Annotated in this window: 10 protein-coding genes; all 10 read left to right on the top strand. The window is 58.3% G+C overall.

Annotated elements, in window-relative coordinates:
- Nucleotides 1-69: 69 nt before the first annotated feature.
- From DEBA_RS12840 to DEBA_RS12795, 10 genes are read left to right on the top strand one after another with little or no spacing between them, the layout of a single operon-like run.
- Nucleotides 70-294: a helix-turn-helix domain-containing protein gene (locus DEBA_RS12840; protein WP_013259373.1), complete on the top strand. Its 225-nt coding sequence runs from the start codon at nucleotides 70-72 to the stop codon at nucleotides 292-294.
- Nucleotides 291-1,406 (top strand): DNA cytosine methyltransferase, encoded by a 1,116-nt coding sequence (locus tag DEBA_RS12835; RefSeq protein ID WP_013259372.1) that lies wholly within the window; start codon nucleotides 291-293, stop codon nucleotides 1,404-1,406. Before DEBA_RS12840 ends, DEBA_RS12835 begins: the two co-directional genes overlap by 4 nt.
- Nucleotides 1,403-4,600 (top strand): DISARM system SNF2-like helicase DrmD, encoded by a 3,198-nt coding sequence (gene drmD / locus DEBA_RS12830; RefSeq protein WP_013259371.1) that lies wholly within the window; start codon nucleotides 1,403-1,405, stop codon nucleotides 4,598-4,600. Before DEBA_RS12835 ends, drmD begins: the two co-directional genes overlap by 4 nt.
- Nucleotides 4,597-5,232 (top strand): restriction endonuclease, encoded by a 636-nt coding sequence (locus DEBA_RS12825; protein WP_013259370.1) that lies wholly within the window; start codon nucleotides 4,597-4,599, stop codon nucleotides 5,230-5,232. The genes drmD and DEBA_RS12825 overlap by 4 nt, the downstream gene beginning before the upstream one ends.
- Nucleotides 5,226-9,326, top strand: coding sequence for an Eco57I restriction-modification methylase domain-containing protein (locus DEBA_RS12820; protein ID WP_013259369.1), 4,101 nt, complete (start codon nucleotides 5,226-5,228; stop codon nucleotides 9,324-9,326). Before DEBA_RS12825 ends, DEBA_RS12820 begins: the two co-directional genes overlap by 7 nt.
- Nucleotides 9,327-9,338: 12 nt before the next feature.
- Entirely contained in the window at nucleotides 9,339-13,223 is a 3,885-nt protein-coding gene (gene drmA / locus DEBA_RS12815; protein ID WP_043814508.1) for a DISARM system helicase DrmA, read from the top strand.
- Nucleotides 13,220-15,067 (top strand): DUF1998 domain-containing protein, encoded by a 1,848-nt coding sequence (gene drmB, locus DEBA_RS12810; RefSeq protein ID WP_013259367.1) that lies wholly within the window; start codon nucleotides 13,220-13,222, stop codon nucleotides 15,065-15,067. Before drmA ends, drmB begins: the two co-directional genes overlap by 4 nt.
- On the top strand, nucleotides 15,060-15,851 hold the full coding sequence (drmC, locus tag DEBA_RS12805; RefSeq protein WP_013259366.1) for a DISARM system phospholipase D-like protein DrmC: 792 nt from the start codon (nucleotides 15,060-15,062) through the stop codon (nucleotides 15,849-15,851). The genes drmB and drmC overlap by 8 nt, the downstream gene beginning before the upstream one ends.
- Complete coding sequence (locus tag DEBA_RS12800; protein WP_013259365.1) at nucleotides 15,848-17,836, top strand: BbrUII/HgiDII family restriction enzyme; 1,989 nt, start codon at nucleotides 15,848-15,850, stop codon at nucleotides 17,834-17,836. Before drmC ends, DEBA_RS12800 begins: the two co-directional genes overlap by 4 nt.
- Nucleotides 17,837-17,862: 26 nt before the next feature.
- Complete coding sequence (locus DEBA_RS12795; protein ID WP_013259364.1) at nucleotides 17,863-18,309, top strand: very short patch repair endonuclease; 447 nt, start codon at nucleotides 17,863-17,865, stop codon at nucleotides 18,307-18,309.
- Nucleotides 18,310-18,421 lie beyond the last annotated feature (112 nt).

Here is an 18,421-nt window from a genome sequence, read left to right as displayed (position 1 = left end):
CGGCGACCAGGGTCCCGCCGCTGGCGGATATGACGAAAAAGCAAAAGCGTCCGACAGGAGCTGAAAGAAATGGCCGAGATTGAAGACCGCTGGTTATCGGCGGACGAGATATGCAAATACCTCGGAGTCAGCAGTGACACCGTGTATCGCTGGATCGACCGGTTCGGTATGCCAGCGCACCGCATGGGTCGACTCTGGAAGTTCAAGAAGGATCAGGTCGACGCCTGGGTCGAGGCCGGTGGCGCGTCCGCCGACTCGTCCAAGGAAGATGTAGGCAAGGATTCGAAAAAATGAAAAACGGAACACAGGCTAAAATCGGAGCGACGCCAGGACGGAAGGTCTATGCCGTCGACTTGTTCTGCGGGGCGGGCGGACTGACACATGGTCTCGTGAAGGCCGGTGTCGATGTCCGCTTGGGCGTGGACATCGATCCGGCTTGTGAACACCCCTACGTCGCCAACAACAACGCCAGATTCCTGCTCAAGTCGGTGGAGGAGCTGGAAGCCAGCGAACTGGAGCGCCACTACAGAAAGAACGGGATCAAACTCCTTGCCGGTTGCGCTCCATGCCAGACATTTTCCACCTACAACCAGAAGGCGACGGAATCCGACAAGCGCTGGTGGCTCCTGCTGCAGTTTTCGAGACTCGTGGACGAACTGTCACCGGATCTGGTGACCATGGAGAATGTTCCGCGATTGATCGAACAGAACGTTTTCGACGAGTTCGTGGCCAACCTCGAAGGCAATGGGTACTCGGTCGCATACCGGATGGTCAATTGCGCCGAATACGGCGTCCCCCAACAGCGCAACCGTCTGGTGTTGCTGGCGTCCAAGTTCGGGCCGATCTCACTTTTGACTCCCGAACAGTTCGGCCAGAGACCAAGGACCGTCAAGGAGGCCATCGGTAACCTGCCTCCTCTGGAGGCCGGAATGAGCCACCCGAAAGACCCTCTGCACCAGTGCTCCGCTCTTTCCGAAACCAATATGCGCCGCATAAAGGCATCCAGGCCCGGGGGGACATGGCGTGACTGGCCCAGGGAGTTGGTGGCCGACTGCCACAAGAAATCTTCCGGGAAGACCTACCCCAGCGTCTATGGCCGCATGACCTGGGACGATCCCGCCCCAACGATGACGACTCAATTCTTCGGGTTCGGTAACGGCCGTTTCGGCCACCCGGAGCAAGACAGAGCTATTTCGCTCAGAGAAGGCGCGATCCTACAGAGCTTTCCACCAGATTACGAGTTCACTCGACCGGGAGAGCAGGTCTGCCAGAAGTCCATCGGCAGGCTGATCGGCAACGCCGTTCCCGTCACCCTCGGAGAGGTCATCGGAGCCAGCTTGCTGTCGCACGTATCGGAAGCGACCAAGAAAGCGTATCGGTCGAGACGGAGGAGCCGGTCGCAATGACAACGACAAACGCAAGTTCGGCGAACGGTGTCGTTCGTTTCGGTGCCGTTCCCGAGCCCGGTCAACTCGTCGAGGTCCGACGTCGTCAATGGGTGGTCACCGATGTTTCCAGTGGAGCCTTGTCACCGGCGAGCAACGGTGACCAACACCTCGTCGGCCTGTCATCCCTGGACGAAGATTCCATGGGCGAAGAGATCCAGGTCGTCTGGCAGATGGAGGCCGGAGCCCAGGTCTTGGAAAAGGCGGGCCTGCCGTCGATCACCGGCTGGGACAGCAACGACCGCCTGGAAGCCTTTCTCGACGCCGTTCGCTGGGGAGCAGTCACCAACGCGGATCGCTCTTTTCTGCAATCGCCTTTCCGGAGCGGGATAACCATCGAAGACTACCAGCTCGATCCGTTGGTTCGAGCCGTCGAGATGGCTCGCGTCAATCTCCTCATCGCGGACGATGTCGGCTTGGGTAAAACGATTGAGGCGGGACTGGTCATCCAGGAGCTGCTCGTCCGTCATCGCGCCAGGACCGTGTTCGTCGTTTGCCCCGCCAGCCTGCAGGTCAAATGGCAGACCGAGATGCAGGAAAAATTCGGCCTCGAGTTTCGGATCGTCGACACCGAGTACGTCAAGCGCCTCCGTCGCGAACGCGGTATCCACGTGAATCCCTGGACGTCCTATCCACGTCTCGTCACCTCAATGGACTGGATGAAGAGCGGCGAGGGTTTCCGGTTGTTGAAGGACGTACTCCCTCCTCACATTACCTATCCGCGAAAATTCGACATTCTGGTCGTCGACGAGGCGCACAACGTCGCACCGGCGTCGGCATCCATGTATGCCCTGGAAAGCCAGAGAACGCGACTGATCCGGTCGCTCGCGCCTCACTTCACCCATCGGCTGTTTTTGAGCGCCACGCCCCACAACGGATACCAGGAGTCCTTCACCTCGTTGCTGGAGTTGCTGGACGATCAGCGGTTCGCCAGGACGGTGATGCCGGACGAGAAACAACTCCACCGCGTCATGGTTCGCCGACTGAAGAGCGACGTCGTCGACGCGAGCGGCAAGCCGGTGTTTCCGGTGCGCAAGCTCGAAGGTCTCGAAATCGACTACTCCGAGGAAGAGCGGCAGATCCACGCCCTGCTCGGAGAGTACACTGCCGACCGTTCGAAGAGCGTCGAAGGCACGCGCTTCAAATATGGAACCGATTTCGTTCACATGCTTCTCAAGAAGCGCCTCTTTTCCTCGCCCATGGCCTTCGCGCTCACCCTGGCGAAACACCGGGAAACTCTCGAACGCGGCAAGCCAAAAGGCGATCGCGACACCATGGCCGATCGCATTCTGCGCAAGGCGATCCTGAAAACCGAAGAGGAGTATTCGGACGATTCACTGGTCGAAGAGGCCCAGCACGAAGCGGTCGAGGTGGTGGGCGAACTCGCGCCATCTCTGTCACGCGAGCAGAGAGACATGCTCGACCGTCTCACCGCATGGTCGGAGAAAGCACGCAACCGCGTCGACTCGAAAGCCAGGGCCATTCTCGACTGGCTCAAGAGCCATCTGAAGACAGATGGACACTGGAACGGAAAGCGCGTGATTCTGTTCACCGAATACCGTGCCACCCATTCGTGGCTCCATCAGATTCTCACTGCCAACGGCTACGGCGGCGATCGCTTGATGTACCTGCACGGAAGCATGCCGCCGGACGAGCGCGAGCCGGTCAAAGCTGCGTTCCAGGCGCATCCGGATATTTCACCGGTTCGCATCCTGCTCGCGACCGATGCGGCCTCCGAAGGCATCGACCTGCAGAACCATTGCAACTACCTAATCCATGTCGAGATTCCATGGAATCCGAATGTCATGGAACAGCGCAATGGTCGTATCGACCGCCACGGGCAGAAGGAAGACACCGTTTTCATCTGGCATCCGGTGGGGAAAGGTTTCTCCGCGAGAGTCGCCGCCAATGAACGATCAGGCTCCGTCAAACCCGGCGATGTCGCGGGCGATCACGAGTATCTGATGCGTGCCGTCCTCAAGATCGACACAATCCGTGAGGACCTCGGCAGCGTCGGGCCGGTCATCGCCCGACAGATCGAAGAAGCCATGCTCGGCAGGTGTAGCGATCTTGTTTTTACCGCCTCTGCGGAGGAAGACAAGGCCGCCAAGGCGAGGAAGTTCGTCACGGCGGAAAAGCGTCTTCAGGAGCGCATCGCCCGCCTGCACGAGAGGCTCATGGAAGCGAAGAACGATTTCCATCTGTCGCCCGAGCACATTTCGCGTGCGGTCGAGGTCGCTTTGGATCTGGCGGAAAAACCGTCGCTCAAGCCCACCGGCTCGACCAAGGGCGAAAAGGGAAGCGTTTTCGAAGTGCCCGTCCTGCCCGGCTCCTGGGGAAGAGCCACCGTCGGGCTGGAACACCCCCATACCGGCGTTCGCCGCCCGATCACCTTCGATCACGATGTCGCCAAAGGTAGAGACGATGTCGTCCTGGCCCATCTCAACCACCGGTTGGTGCAGATGTGTCTGCGCCTGCTTCGGGAGGAGATCTGGAAGCTCGACGACGTCAAGCGACTTCACCGCGTGGCGGTCCGAACCGTGCCCGACAGTGAATTGCGCGTCCCTGCGGTGGCGGTCTGGTCGCGCTTGGTGATCACCGGCGGAGACCACCATCGCCTTCACGAAGAGCTGACCCTCGCCGGTGGCGAACTCGAACACAAACGGTTCGCCCGCATCGCCCAGGTCGGCAAACTGGAAGCTCTGGTCGCCCAAGGTTCGCCTATCGAACCCGACCAGGCGCTGTTCGACGTTCTGAAGGACAGGTTCGAGCGCCACGCAGACTCTCTCATGGCCGCTGTCGAAGCGAGATCCAGGGACCGCTTGAAGTTTCTCGAGAACACCCTCGACAGGCGCATGAAAAGCGAAATCGCCGATGTCCGAACGGTTCTGGACGAACTTGAGGCCAGCATCCGCAGAGAGCTGAAGTCGGATCGCCAAGGGGACCAGCTCTATCTGCCCGGGTTCTCTGCCGAGGAGATGGCGCAGGTGAAGAAGGACGTCCATGCCCTCGAAGCCCGGTTGGCTCGGATTCCGGAAGAGCGGAAAGAAGAAAAGACCGCGATCGAAAAACACTACGCCAACCCGGTGGATAGAACTTTCCCGGTGGCTGTCGTGTTCTTGGTGCCCGCCTCTCAATCGAGGACAAAGCAATGAAATGGCAGGAGTACCAGGAAGCTGTCGCCGTATTCTATGAACAGTTGGACGGATTCGGGACTGTTCATCGCAATGTCTACTTGCCGGATCTCGTGACGGGACAACGTAGGCAAGTCGATGTAATGATCGAGATGACCGAGAGGGGGCACTCGTTGCGTATGCTCATCGATGCGAAATTCCATTCAACGCCTCTCGACGTCAAGGATATCGAAGAAGTCGCAGCGCTTTCACAGGCTGTCGGTGCGCACAAAACAATCATCGTAGCGGCGAACGGATTCACTTCTCCGGCCGAGACAAAGGCTCGATTCATTCAATGCGATTTGAAAACTCTGTCCATAGAAGAGGCTTTGGACCTCATCGTCCCTGACAAATGGAAAATGTGCCCGGTATGCAACGCCGATTGCATTGTCCTTGATCAGGAAGGTATGACGTCGCTCGATAATGGTTTGATTTTTTGGTGGCTGGCAGGGCAATGCCGTGGATGTAAATGTGCCCGCGTACATTGCCAAGATTGCGGACAAAAAATGTATATAGAAATTGGTGAATCTCTGGTGTGCGGGTGTGGCCATGAATGGCACGCCACCGATGAAGGAATTGCCATCGAATTTTTCAAGGAAGAGCCCCAATGGTGAGAAATCTATCCAAACACGCCGAATGGCTCTCCCTGATCGAGATATCCGGTCCTTTTCTGACCGTGTCCATGCTGGAAAGGGCGTTCCCGCAAGGGCTGGAAGCCGTGGAGACTCCACGACGCCGGAAACTCAGGGCCGCTTATGATGAATGGCGCGAAGCTGTGGACCAGCAAGACGAGCTTCTGTCGGAATTGCACCAGGAATGGGTCCGTCTGGTGCTGACGGAAATGCTCGAATACGACCACGAATCTCTTGTCCACGCGGACGAATGGCCGGGCGAACTTCCGAGCGTTTCGTCGCAGGAACACACCGGGACGTTCAAGCCAGACTGGATCGTGCGCTCTCCCGCAGACGCAAAGCCACGCCTGTTCATCGCCGTTTTGTCGCCTGACACCGATCTCGAATCCGTCCAGCGAGGCGACGACTGGCCCGTATCCCTCCAGGAGCGCATGACCCTGCTTTGTCGCGCCCATGGTGTGCGCGTGGGGCTTTTGACCGATGGCGAACGTTGGATGCTGGTCAACGCGCCGGTCGGCTCCACTTCCAGTCAGGCGTCGTGGTACGCTCGCCTCTGGTCCCAGGAGCTGATTACGCTGAAGGCCTTCCAGTCGTTGCTCGGTGTGCGGCGCTGTTTCGGCCCGGCGGAAGACACCCTGGAATCACTTCTGGACGAATCCCTCAAGCATCACGAGGAGGTCACCGACACCCTCGGCGAGCAGGTCCGTCGTGCGGTCGAGGTGCTCGTGCAGTGTCTCGACAAGGCCGACGAGGACCGCAACCGTGAGCTGCTTCGCGAGGTGAAACCCGCCGAGCTCTACGAGGCGGGTCTGACGGTGATGATGCGGCTGGTATTCGTCCTTTGCGCCGAGGAACGAAATCTTTTGCCAATGGACTGCGACACATATGTCCAGAACTACGCCATTTCCACGATGCGCGGACAGCTCGCTGAAGATGCCGCACTTCACGGTCCTGAGATTTTGGACCGTCGATATGATGCCTGGGCGCGATTTCTGGCTGTTTTTCGTGCAGTGTACGGTGGGATTAGTTACCAAGATATGCCGTTGCCAGCCCTGGGCGGCTCGTTGTTCGATCCCGACCGTTTTCCGTTCCTGGAGGGCCGGGCCAAAGGCACCAGTTGGCGGTACAAATCGGCCGCGCCGCTGCCGATCGACAACCGCACCGTGCTGCTGCTTCTGAACTCGTTGCAGATTTTGGAGCAGTCCGGTGGTGCGCTGCTGCTGTCCTACCGTGCGCTTGATGTCGAACAGATCGGGCATGTCTACGAAGGCCTGCTCGAACACACCGTAGCTCGCGTTCCCCGCGTGACCCTGGGCCTGCAGGGGACACAGAAGGCGAAGAATCCGAACGTGGCGCTCGCCGAGCTGGAATCGGCACGGCTGGACGGCGAGGCGGCACTCGTCAAATTGGTTCTGGACGTCACCGGGCGGAGCGAATCGGCCATCAGGAACGGCCTTGCCAAGCTCGCCGACGACACGGTCATCGGACGGGTATTGGGTGTCTGCGGTGGCGACACCGCATTGGCCGAACGTATCCGCCCCTTCACGAATCTGATCCGCACCGACGCCTGGGACGATCCGATCGTCTATCGCGACAATTCGTTCATGGTCACCCTTGGGGCCGATCGGCGAGAGACCGGTACCCATTACACCCCGAAATCCCTCACCGAGAGTATCGTCACCACCACGCTCGAACCGGTGGTGTACGTCGGCCCGGCCGAGGGCAAGCCCCGCGAGGAATGGACGCTCAAGTCTTCGCGGGAAATTATCGACCTCAAGGTCTGCGACCCCGCCATGGGTTCGGGGGCCTTTCTCGTTCAGGCCTGCCGCTATCTCGGCGAGAAGCTGGTTGAGGCTTGGCTCCACGAGGAGGCTGCCGGTAAGGCCATCACCGTCGACGGAGAGGCGCTCGACCAGCTCGGAGCCGAGGAACCCCTGCCGTCCCAGCTCGACGAACGGCTGACCATCGCCCGCCGCCTGGTGGCCGAGCGATGTCTGTACGGTGTGGACGTCAACCCGCTGGCCGTGGAACTGGCCAAGCTCTCAATCTGGCTGGTGACCCTCGCCAAGGGGAGGCCGTTCGGCTTTCTCAATCACAACCTCCGTTCCGGCGACAGCCTGCTGGGCATCCACCGGTTGGAGCAGCTCACCCGGTTGCGGATGGATGCGGATGCCGGGCAAAAGGGCCAGCGCCGCATCTTCGGGCAAAACATTGAGGCGGCTGTCAACGAAGCCATTGAACTGCGCAAACGGCTCCGCGCCACGATTATCCGGGATATAAAGGATGTCGAAGCCATGGCTCGGTTGGACCGTGAGGCACGGCTCAAGCTCGAATCTGTCGAATTGATTGCCGACGCCATGATTGGGGAGGCGCTCCGATGTGGTGGCAATACCCGGGCTCTTGATGCCGCGCTGGATACGCTTGCGACCATGGCGGGTGATTTTCTGAGCGGTAACGAGGGGATGGGCGAGCTAATTGCTAGTCAGGCAAGAAAAAACTTGTCTATTGCTCCGAGAAACGCAGGAGGCATAAAGAGTCCATTTCACTGGGCCTTAGAATTTCCGGAGGTTTTTTCATCTTGCAAAGGAGCTGGCTTCAACGCCGTCATTGGCAATCCACCATGGGGGGCTGAATTCAGCGATCAAGAGCTCTCATTCCACAAGAGTCGCTACTCCAACTCGTCGTACAAACTGATAAATTCGTTTAAATTTTTCATAGAATTAATGAGCACCATTTCCGATGAAGAATTCGGCATTTATTCTTTTTTGGTTCCGACAAGCCTGTTTGAGCATATTGGCTGCAAAGATACAAGAGCGCTCCTTGTTTCACAGAAGCCATACATGTTCGTTGATTGCGGTGACGGCATGTTTGCCAATGTGACCCAATCATGTTGTTACGGCATCGTTTCCAAAGAAAAAGCCGGAGAAGACCACTTGGTTATGCTTACAAATGCAATCGAAGACGAGTTGTCTCGAGAGCGCTCCTTTTTCGACGCGTCAGACAAAAAATTTAAAGTCAGTCTTTTTGACATCAAAAAAAGACCAAATCTTGTTCTTAGCTCTAATTATTCACATGCAGAATTAGGAGTTGGCTGGTGTACCTTGAAGGATATAGCTGATGTCTTTGATAGCGGTATCGATTATTCCAGAAAAGAACTTGGCAGAGACGTTTTTTACAACGGCTCAGCACCAGACGAATCAGGTGACCATAAAGTTTTAAGGGGTCGGAACGTCGATAAGTTCGATCTTTCTTTCGATGGAATTTGGTTGAGGAGTAATTGGAGAGACATACAATCTGAGCATTTTGCTCGCGACAAAAAGAGCAGGCTCAAGGTAAACGATATTATATATAAGAAAACCCCAAAAATTCTCGTTCGCCAGACGGGTGACAAAATAATCTGCACAGTTGATGTGAATGCTTTTTTTCATCAAAAGTCACTGCTTAGCATTGTTCCTAAAGGCCCTCTTTCTGCATCGGTTATCTGTGCATATCTGAATCATCCAAACACGACAGAATCTTACCAAAAGATGACCATGCAAACCGGAAAGGTATTCTCTCAAGTAAAAAAGAACTATCTCGAGCAAATTCCAGTTCCAGCCATACGAGATTTAGACAAGGAAGAAGAAATCGAAGCGCTCGTTGACAGCTTGATTGGTGAATCGTTTGACGGGCACGATAGAGACCAGATTTTTTTACAGATAAACACTCTTGTTGCTGCCATTTTCTCAGCAGCTAATGATGCTACTGAGCCGTATGAATGTTTTATAAGAAATGCCAAGGTAAGCGCAAGCGAACACAGTGAATCCCGCAAAAGCACCATTAGGAAGACAAGTCCGCAGCCGACTTTTTTTGATGGCAATTTTCAGAAGGAAAGAAAATTAAGTCCTGCAAAATATGTCATGGACTTCTTACTCGAACGTCAAAACTGGTTTTCAAAAGAAAACATTCTTTCCGCATGTCCTATCCCCGCCAACCAATGGCAAGCGACAATCAATCAACTTCTCGCCGACGGCCTGGTGGAGCGCCAAGGCGAAAGGCGAGGTGCGAAATATAGAGCGGTGAAACGGAATCGATGAGGAGACTGATGAATGGCAAACAATAAAAAATCTGACGATTCCGTAACCAACACTACAGCTCGGGAAGCGATCCCTGCTCGTAACTCTTGGCGCATTCGTCTCGGTGACGAAGCACACAACCGACGCTTTTCGGTGACCGTCGATCACGGCTCTTCGCTCTTCCGGGGTGTCGAGGAAGGTGATGCCGTGCTGATCGCCGGTGGCGACCCGTTGGCTGCAGTCTCGTTCGCCCGCATCTACCGCATTCGCGCCAAGCTCGACGAAACGACATTCTTCTTCGATAGCGTCCTTCCCGTGAATGGCGGAAAGACGCTGACCGAACTCGGTGTGACCGCGCCCGAATCCAAGGCCGCCATGGTGCGACTGGAGTGGCCGGTATTCGAGGCGGCGCTGAAAACGGCCTGTGGTATCGCCTTCGGTGCCTTGCCCGTGCTGGAAGGCGGCTCCGCCGAGGAGCAGGCCTACGTGCGGGAGTTGCTTCAATTGGCCGTCATCGACGACCTGCTCGGTCCGGCGGACGGGCCGGTCGAAGAGATCGTGGGCATGAGTGTTCGCGATCGCTACCTGGTGGGCAAGCTGGCTCCGATGGACACGGCTCCGGATGCGGCGGAGACGGACACCTTCGGCGAATCGGGACACCCGGATTCCGAGGAGCGAGACGAGGAAGTCGACACGTCCACCCATCGATCCCTGGTTCCATCGTCCATGGGGTTCACCTTCTGCGTCGACGGAGAACTGGAAAACGTCCAACTGTTCGCCAACTGGGGGCGTTACGAACGGACGCAGAGCGAGCGGGAGAACGAAGAGACGGGCAAATCCCCGCGTTGCTGGAAACGCATACCCTCGGGCGGCTCCGCCGTGGTCTCCCTGAAGAAGCGGACCATTGAGCCGATCCGGATCGACGCGGACTGCCCTTCGGTCGTGGTGCAGGGCTCGGTCAGCACCCCACTGGAAAACGGCGACAGGCTGGTTACGCTCTTTCTGGTCAACACCCAGACCATGCCCGAACAGAACCAGGATCAGGCCTGGATATTCCAGCCCGAACTGAGCGTGCGCGACATGGAGGGGCGTGCGGTGTTCCGGCGTCGCCCGATCCTGCGGGCCGACGAGTTCGACGAGGAGCGTGAAGCACTCGAAATGATCTATCGGGACCGGGTCGAGTTCGCCGTCGGACACGGCATCTCGGTCCACGCGACCGTCTCGGAAGAGGATCGCGAGCGAGCCACGGAGGTCAGAACCGCCGTGCTGCCCGAGTACGAGATCCAGGTGACCGAAACGCCCGGCCTCGAACCGGAAGACCGCCCGGCCATGCGTCGGATGATCGCGGATGGCCTGCTTGATATGGAACGCCTCGCCGATCTCGAACGAGACGAACTGATCGCCGGGCTGAAAGTGCTGACGGACGACTACGCGGAGTGGATCGCCGAAGACCGGAATGCCATCGGCAGCCAAGTCGTGGGATACGACATCCCGGCTACCGAGGCGATGGATCGTTGCAATCTGATACTGGAGAGGCTCAGGGAAGGCGTCGACGTCCTGGCGGCGGACGACCGGGCGCTGGCCGCTTTCCGGTTCGCCAACCGCGCCATGGCCTCGCAGCGTATTCACAGTCTTTACGCGCTCGCCAAACGTCGTGGCGACGAGGTCACCGTCGAGGCATTGAACGTTCGCAAGAACCGCTCCTGGCGACATTTCCAGTTGGCGTTCATGCTGCTTTCCATTCCGGCGCTCGCCGACCCGACTCACCGGGACCGCACCCAACCATTGGATGCTTTCGCCGACCTGCTCTGGTTCCCCACCGGCGGCGGCAAGACCGAGGCCTACCTCGGTGTCGCGGCCTTCACTATGGGCGTCCGTCGCCTCCAGGGCAACATGGGCGGCCTTGATGGCGGACGTGGCCTGGCCGTGATCATGCGCTACACCTTGCGGTTGCTGACCCTGCAACAGTTTCAACGGGCCACGGCCCTGATCTGCGCCATGGAAGTGCTGCGCCGGGCCGAACCGGCGGTCTGGGGCGACGCGCCGTTCACCATCGGTCTATGGGTGGGCCAGCGGGTCACCCCGAACACCACCGACGAGAGTCATGCGGCGATCGAAAAGGAACGGGACGGCAGGTATGGCACGGGCTCGACACCGGCCCAGTTGACCAGTTGTCCGTGGTGCGGCTCCGAGATCGCCCCCGGCCGTGATATTCGAGTCGACAGGGGTCTCGACCGAACCTTCCTCTATTGCGGCGACAAGTACGGCCGCTGCGAATTCAGTCAGGCCAAATCGAATAATCTGGGACTTCCTGTGCTGGTGGTGGACAACGAAATCTATCGTCATCCGCCCTCAATGTTGATCGCCACCGTGGACAAGTTCGCCATGATGGCCTGGCGCGGGCAGGTCCGCACTCTCTTCGGCAAGGCGAACCGCGAATGTCCGCGCCACGGGCTGCTCTGGCCCGAGGCCGACTGCAACGGCAACCACACCAAGAAAGGGTCACTGGAAGCGGTCAAGGTCAAAGAGATCACTCCCATTCGTCCGCCGGATCTGATCATCCAGGACGAATTCCATCTGATCAGCGGACCGCTGGGAACCATGGTCGGCCTGTACGAAACCGCCGTGGACGAGTTGTCGACCTGGTCGATCGGCGGAAAGACGATCCGCCCCAAGGTCATCGCCTCGACCGCCACCGTTCGTAAAGCCGAGGAACAGGTGAACAACGTCTTTCTCAGGAAGGTTTCGGTGTTTCCGCCCCATGGCCTCAATGTCGAGGACAACTTTTTCTCGGTGCAGCGCTCGGTGAAAGACAAGCCTGGCCGACTCTACATGGGGATCTGTTCGCCGGGCAGTTCCCGTCCCGCCGTTCTGATCCGTGTCTACGTCGCCCTGCTGACCGCCGCCCAGTCGCTGTTTCAGCGCTTCGGAGTGGCGGCCGACCCGTACATGACCGTGGTCGGGTATTTCAACTCCTTGCGCGAGTTGGGGGGCATGCGGCGGCTGGCGGAGGACGATGTGCAGACCCGTGCCTATCGCGTTCAGATGAGCGAGGTGAAGCGACCGGGGCTGAGCCAGCGTTCGGTACGCATCGTGGACGAATTGACCTCGCGGGTTTCGAACAAGGAGATTCCCAAGAAGCTCGACCAACTGGAGGTCAAGTTCAAGCCAACCTGGGAAAAGGGCGAGACGCGGGCCATCGACATCGTCCTGGCCACCAACATGCTGTCGGTGGGTGTCGACGTCAATCGTATCGGACTGATGGTCGTCAACGGCCAACCGAAGAACACGGCGGAATACATTCAGGCCACGAGCCGCGTCGGCCGTTCTTTCCCGGGGCTCGTCTGTACGGTGCTCACCTGGTCGCGGCCTCGCGATCTGTCCCATTACGAAACGTTCGAGCACTATCACGCGACGTTTTACAAGCATGTCGAGGCCCAGTCCGTGACGCCGTTCGCGGCGAGAGCGCTGGATCGTGGCTTGACCGGTGCGATGGTGAGTCTCCTCCGGCTCGAAAACGATTCCATGAACCCGAATCCCGGGGCGCAATCCCTCGACAGTTCCGCCAAGGCGGAAGCCCTGAGAGCACGGAAGGTGCTGTCCGAGCGTGCCTGGAAGGTGAAGGACAAGGCGGCGAGAACCATCGCCGACACCATGACCGCCGATCGGATCGACCGGTGGGTGAAGGAAGCGGTGCAGGCCGGGCGCAGACTGGGTTACGAGACGGCGCGTGGGCAAGGAGACCTCGCCGCCCTCCTGAAAAAGCCCGGAGCGTTGGCGTGGGACGAGTTCACGGTCCCCATGTCGATGCGCGAAGTGGAACCCGGAGTTCAACTGATCATGGATGCCTCGAAGAACTCTACCGAACCTCCGTCCTGGAAACCGAAGATCAAGAAAGCGAACGGAGGTGACGCATGAGTTCCTATCTCGTCGGACAAGTTCGTCCCAGTCAATTGCTCTGGACCTACGGTCCCGGAGCCCTGATCGACCTGCCGAATCTTTCGGTGTTGACCATGGGCTTGGATCGCTGGGATCCGGGCCAATGCCCCCCGATTGAGGAGGCACGCCTTCTCGCCGCCGTTCGCCGGGTGCTCGGCCCTCAAGTGGAACGGCTACGTATGCCCCCCTTTCTGAGGGATGACGGCGTCGACCCCACGTCCGCCGAAGGCAAGATCGGTGTGCCGGTCCGCCCCTTTCCACGTTGGCTGAGGTGTGTCAAATGCGGCTTGCTGGCCGAATACGATTCGGGCCTGTTCGACATCAAGGCCAACCCGTACCGTCCGGAGCAGACCCATTTCGTGCATTCCAACTGCGAGAAAGGCAAGAACGCCGACGCGGTTCCCGCCCGTTTTCTGCTCGCGTGCAGGAGCGGTCACCTCGACGATTTTCCGTGGCATTGGTTCGTGCATGGCGGCCCCTCCGAGTGCAAGGGCACGCTGCGTTTCTTCGAGAGGGGTGCTTCGCTACAGACCGAAAACCTCTGGGTTAAATGCGATGCCTGCGACGCGGCACGTTCGTTGGTTCATGCCTTTGGGCGGGAGGCACAGGAGACTCTCCCCGCCTGTCGAGGATGGCATCCCCACCTCAACAAGTACGAGGAATGCGCCGAGGACCCCAGAACCATCCTTCTGGGGGCGACCAACGGATGGTTCCCGATCACGCTGTCCGTTCTCGCGATTCCTCTCGAACGAGGCCTCCTTGGGCAATTGGTCCTGGATGGATGGGAGTATTTCTCGGATGCTGAGTCGGCCGACGAGATCAAGGTGATCGTGAAGACCCTGGTTAAGAGCGGCAGCCTGCCGGGAATCGACAAGTGGGATCATAGAGACATCTGGAAGGCCGTCGAAGACCGAAAGGAAGGTAAATCGGGCACAACGGTCATATCCGAGGGCGACATCAAGGACCCCGAGTGGGACGTCCTGACCTCGGACGATCCTCCGACGGACTGGCCGCATTTCCTGAGCAGCAAGACCGAAACACCGGAAGGTTATCGAGACCGTCTGACCAGCGTGTTGCTCCTGGAACGGCTCCGCGAAGTGAACGCCCTGATCGGCTACACCCGGGTAGAGGCTCCCGAGGAATCGACCGATCCGGACGAGCGACCGCCGATGGCCGATCTCAGTCGGAACAAGCCCGATTGGGTCCCCGCCAGCGAGGTACATGGCGAGGGGATATTCATCAGGTTCGACGAAAAAGCCGTGGCCGAGTGGGAAAAGCGAAAAGCCGTTCAGACCAGAAGCCAAAAGCTGAAAGTGGGTCATCGGGGCTGGCGGAATGCGCGTGGGCTGGAACCAGACGAGGGATATCCGGGCATTAGATACGCCATGCTGCACACGTTCGCCCATCTTCTCATTCGTGAGCTGGCTCTCGAATGTGGCTACAACGCGGCGAGCATCCGGGAACGCATCTACGCCAAGAGCGATGAAGAATCACCCATGGCAGGCGTATTGCTCTACACGGCCGCCGCCGACTCCGATGGGACCCTGGGGGGCCTCGTGGAACTCGGAAAATCCGAAAATCTCGGCAGGCTGATCGAACAGGCTCTTGATCGGGCCACCATCTGTTCATCCGACCCGCTTTGCTCCGAACACAATCCGGGTGTTGATGGATCCCTTCATGCAGCGGCATGTCACGCCTGTACTTTCGTCGCCGAAACTTCTTGCGAACGAGGGAACCGCTATCTCGACAGAGCGCTGCTCGTTAGAACATTCGAGGCCACAGACGCCGCCTTCTTTGCCGGGAACGGAGGCGAGAATGGATGATCTGTTGGCAGTGATCGCCGAACTCGGTCTGGAGTTGCATCCGGACCGTATCTCCACCGTCGCGTCGAAGATCGAGACGCTGGGTTCCGTCGAGCAGTTCGCCTTGACTCGTTCGAGTTTCGGCCCCAACGCGGACAAGGAATTGGTGGGACGTCTGGATCGGGCGTGGCGTAACAGCAAGGACACCTCTCCAAGTGACGTGGCATCCGCTCTCCGGGGAGCGTCTGCGGCGGCGGTCCTGAGAGAGAACCGTGGGGCCGTGGAATTGGTGTGGACAGGCCCCTCGACGGGTCAGGTTCCGGTCAGGCATACCGAGCAGGTGTTGTGTGAAGTCATCGAAGCCGCGAAGAGACGGTTGTTTCTCGTCAGCTTCGTCGCCTACGAAGTTGATTCGATAATCCGGGCGCTCCGTGGAGCGATTGGCCGCCAGGTTCAGATCGACGTGTTGCTCGAGTCGTCCGACAAGCATGGCGGGCGGGTGACATACGATTCCGTCAAGGCCATGAAAAGTATTCTCCCCTCGATTGATGTTTACGTCTGGTCGTCGGACAGGAAGTCTCTGCCCGGACAGTTATCGGGAGCCGTTCATGCCAAATGTGCCGTCGCCGACGGCGAACTGGCTTTCATCACCAGTGCGAATCTGACCTCCGCCGCGATGGAGCGCAACATGGAGCTCGGCGTCCTCGTAAGAGGCGGAGAGCTGCCCTTCGAGCTCCATCGGCATCTGGAAGCGCTGATTTCCACGAAGGTCATCGAAAAATTAAACGAGGATAACGACCAATGAACGAGGGAATCGGAACGGACGGCATGGCGGGCAACGACCATTACAGGATGACGGTGGATTTGAACGTCCTGGATCATCTCGGGATCAATCTTTACAGCAACATCGCCGCAGTGTTGACCGAAGCGGTCGCGAACGCGTGGGATGCCGACGCTGAGAACGTCGAGATCGGTATAGATCCTGACGGAAAGTTCATCGAGATCAAGGACGACGGTATCGGAATGTCCATTGAGGATATGAACACCAAGTACCTCCGGGTCGGCTATCGTCGCCGGGACGAGGATCAGGAGACCGGTCGCACGACCGCCAAGGGACGCCCCGTTATGGGCAGAAAGGGCCTTGGCAAGCTGTCTCTGTTCTCCATAGCCAACACGATCGAAGTTCACTCGGCAAAGAACGGTGAGTCCCATGGACTGAGAATGACGATCGACGGAATTCACAAGTCGGTCCAGGACAAGGAGCCTTTTTACAGCCCGGAAAAGCTGCCTCGGGAGGAAATACAAGTCACCAACGGGACCGCGATTCTGTTGAAGGATATCAAGCGCCAGCGTCTTGGACGCGGGGCCACGGCCTTGAGAAAACGACTCGCTCGTCGCTTTTCCGTCGTCGGCGAAGCGCACGGATTCAAGATTCTGATCAATGGACATCCGATCAGCACGGCGGATCGGGGGGACTTGCCCATGGTCCAGTTCCTTTGGAGTTTCGGTGACGAAGAGCCGGATATTTCGTCCGCAGGACAGTTGTTGGAGCGGGAGGCCCTCTCGGATCGGCTCGACGCATGGGATGGGGACTGGTCAGTCACCGGATGGATCGGTACCGCCCGTTTGCCGAAACAACTCGACAGCGACGATGCGGGCAACCTGAACAGCATCGTCGTTTTCGCGAGAGGTCGGCTCTTTCACGAAAACATCCTCGACAAGTTGAACGACGGTCGCCTCTACACGAAATACCTCACCGGGCAAATCGAGGCCGACTTCCTCGATGCGGACGATGAACCGGATATAGCCACGAGCGACAGACAGCGAGTTCAGGAAGACGATCCACGATATGTTCAATTGATCGCTTTCCTCAGAAAGCAACTCACGCAGGTCGAGAAGCGCTGGACGGAATGGCGGCGACTCCACGAGGTGGAAAAGGCCAAGGAGACATCACCGGCCCTGGCCGAATGGTTGGAGTCCTTACCGGAAGGCTTCCGCAAAAGCGCCGAAACCCTGATCGCGAAGCTCAGTGCGTTGCCCGTCGACCAGGACGAGGACCGGAAGCTCATGTATCGGCACGGCATCCTGGCGTTCGAGCGCATGAAATTGCGGGGCTCGGCCGAAGAGTTGGCCGCGCATGTTCACGACATAGACAAGCTCCTGGCCATTCTTGCGGACAGGGACTCCCTAGAGGCTTCGCTTTACCGGGATATCGTTAAATCCCGCCTTGATGCCATCAAGCATTTTCAGGGAATAGCCGACGACAACGCCAAGGAAAGTGTCCTGCAAAAGTATCTGTTCGATCATCTATGGCTGCTCGACCCGGCATGGGAAAGAGCGACCGCCAGCGAGGTGATGGAGACGAGACTCACCACCGACGGCGTGCTCACGCAGGACATGACCGAAAAGGAAAAACTCGGGCGTGTCGACATCGCCTATCGGACGATGGCCGGAAAGCACATCATCGTCGAGCTGAAGCGGGTCAAACGGAAAATGAAGCTCCTCGAACTGCAGGAGCAAGGGCAGACCTATGTGGACAAGCTCAAGAAAATCCTGCTCGCCCAGGGCGACGCGACTCCTAACATCGAGGTAGTTTTTGTTCTCGGTGAGCCCATCGACGAGGAAGGGAGCAACCCGGAACGACTGAAATCGTCCATGACGGCAATTTCGCCGGGCAGCAGAATCGTTCACTACGACTCCCTCATCCGGGGAGCACAGGAGGCGTATTCCGAGTTCCTGAAAAAGAGCAAGCAGCTCGACAAGCTGGAAAGAATCGTCGACAGGATATGAGCGGCGGGCACCGAGGATGAGCGGCAGTGGATACCGTGGACAGAACGACACGTTCGAGAATCATGTCCAAGGTCGGTCAAAAAGACACCGGTCCGGAGATGAAGCTTCGACGGTCGCTGCACAAAATCGGGTTGCGATATCGGCTTCACGACAAGAGGTTGCCGGGATCTCCGGATATCGTCTTCCCCAGGTTCAAGGCGGCTTTGTTCGTCCATGGCTGTTTTTGGCACCGCCACGGCTGCAAGGCGACCACGACGCCCGGAACCAACGTGGATTTCTGGCGCAAGAAGTTCGACGAAAACATCGCCAGAGATCGACGGGACATCGAAGCTCTCCAGGATGCGGGCTGGAGGGTGGCGGTGGTCTGGGAGTGTTCGCTAGAAGGCAAAGGTGCCGACCCCGATGAGGTTGCGAGACTTGTGAGTGGGTGGTTGAAAACAAACGGAACTTGTATAAAAGTCCCGTGCAATTGAGAGATTGAAAATATAGTTATAAAGACAGTCCCTTCCGGGGAGCCAGATTTCGAAACCGTACTTCGAGACGGTTCTTCTTTAAGGGAAAGCCCTGGGCATGCACTGCCTGGGG

Source organism: Desulfarculus baarsii DSM 2075 (genome assembly GCF_000143965.1).
Taxonomy (GTDB): domain Bacteria; phylum Desulfobacterota; class Desulfarculia; order Desulfarculales; family Desulfarculaceae; genus Desulfarculus; species Desulfarculus baarsii.
The sequence above is the reverse complement of the archived record's forward strand: the minus strand, read 5'-3'. Positions and strand labels throughout refer to the sequence as shown.

Excerpts from the sequence above, each read along its gene's own strand:
- drmC (WP_013259366.1), top strand. The coding sequence starts at position 15,060 with ATGGATGATCTGTTGGCAGTGATCGCCGAACTCGGTCTGGAGTTGCAT.
- DEBA_RS12800 (WP_013259365.1), top strand. The coding sequence starts at position 15,848 with ATGAACGAGGGAATCGGAACGGACGGCATGGCGGGCAACGACCATTAC.
- drmB (WP_013259367.1), top strand. The coding sequence starts at position 13,220 with ATGAGTTCCTATCTCGTCGGACAAGTTCGTCCCAGTCAATTGCTCTGG.
- DEBA_RS12825 (WP_013259370.1), top strand. The coding sequence starts at position 4,597 with ATGAAATGGCAGGAGTACCAGGAAGCTGTCGCCGTATTCTATGAACAG.
- DEBA_RS12840 (WP_013259373.1), top strand. The coding sequence starts at position 70 with ATGGCCGAGATTGAAGACCGCTGGTTATCGGCGGACGAGATATGCAAA.
- drmA (WP_043814508.1), top strand. The coding sequence starts at position 9,339 with ATGGCAAACAATAAAAAATCTGACGATTCCGTAACCAACACTACAGCT.
- DEBA_RS12835 (WP_013259372.1), top strand. The coding sequence starts at position 291 with ATGAAAAACGGAACACAGGCTAAAATCGGAGCGACGCCAGGACGGAAG.
- DEBA_RS12820 (WP_013259369.1), top strand. The coding sequence starts at position 5,226 with ATGGTGAGAAATCTATCCAAACACGCCGAATGGCTCTCCCTGATCGAG.
- drmD (WP_013259371.1), top strand. The coding sequence starts at position 1,403 with ATGACAACGACAAACGCAAGTTCGGCGAACGGTGTCGTTCGTTTCGGT.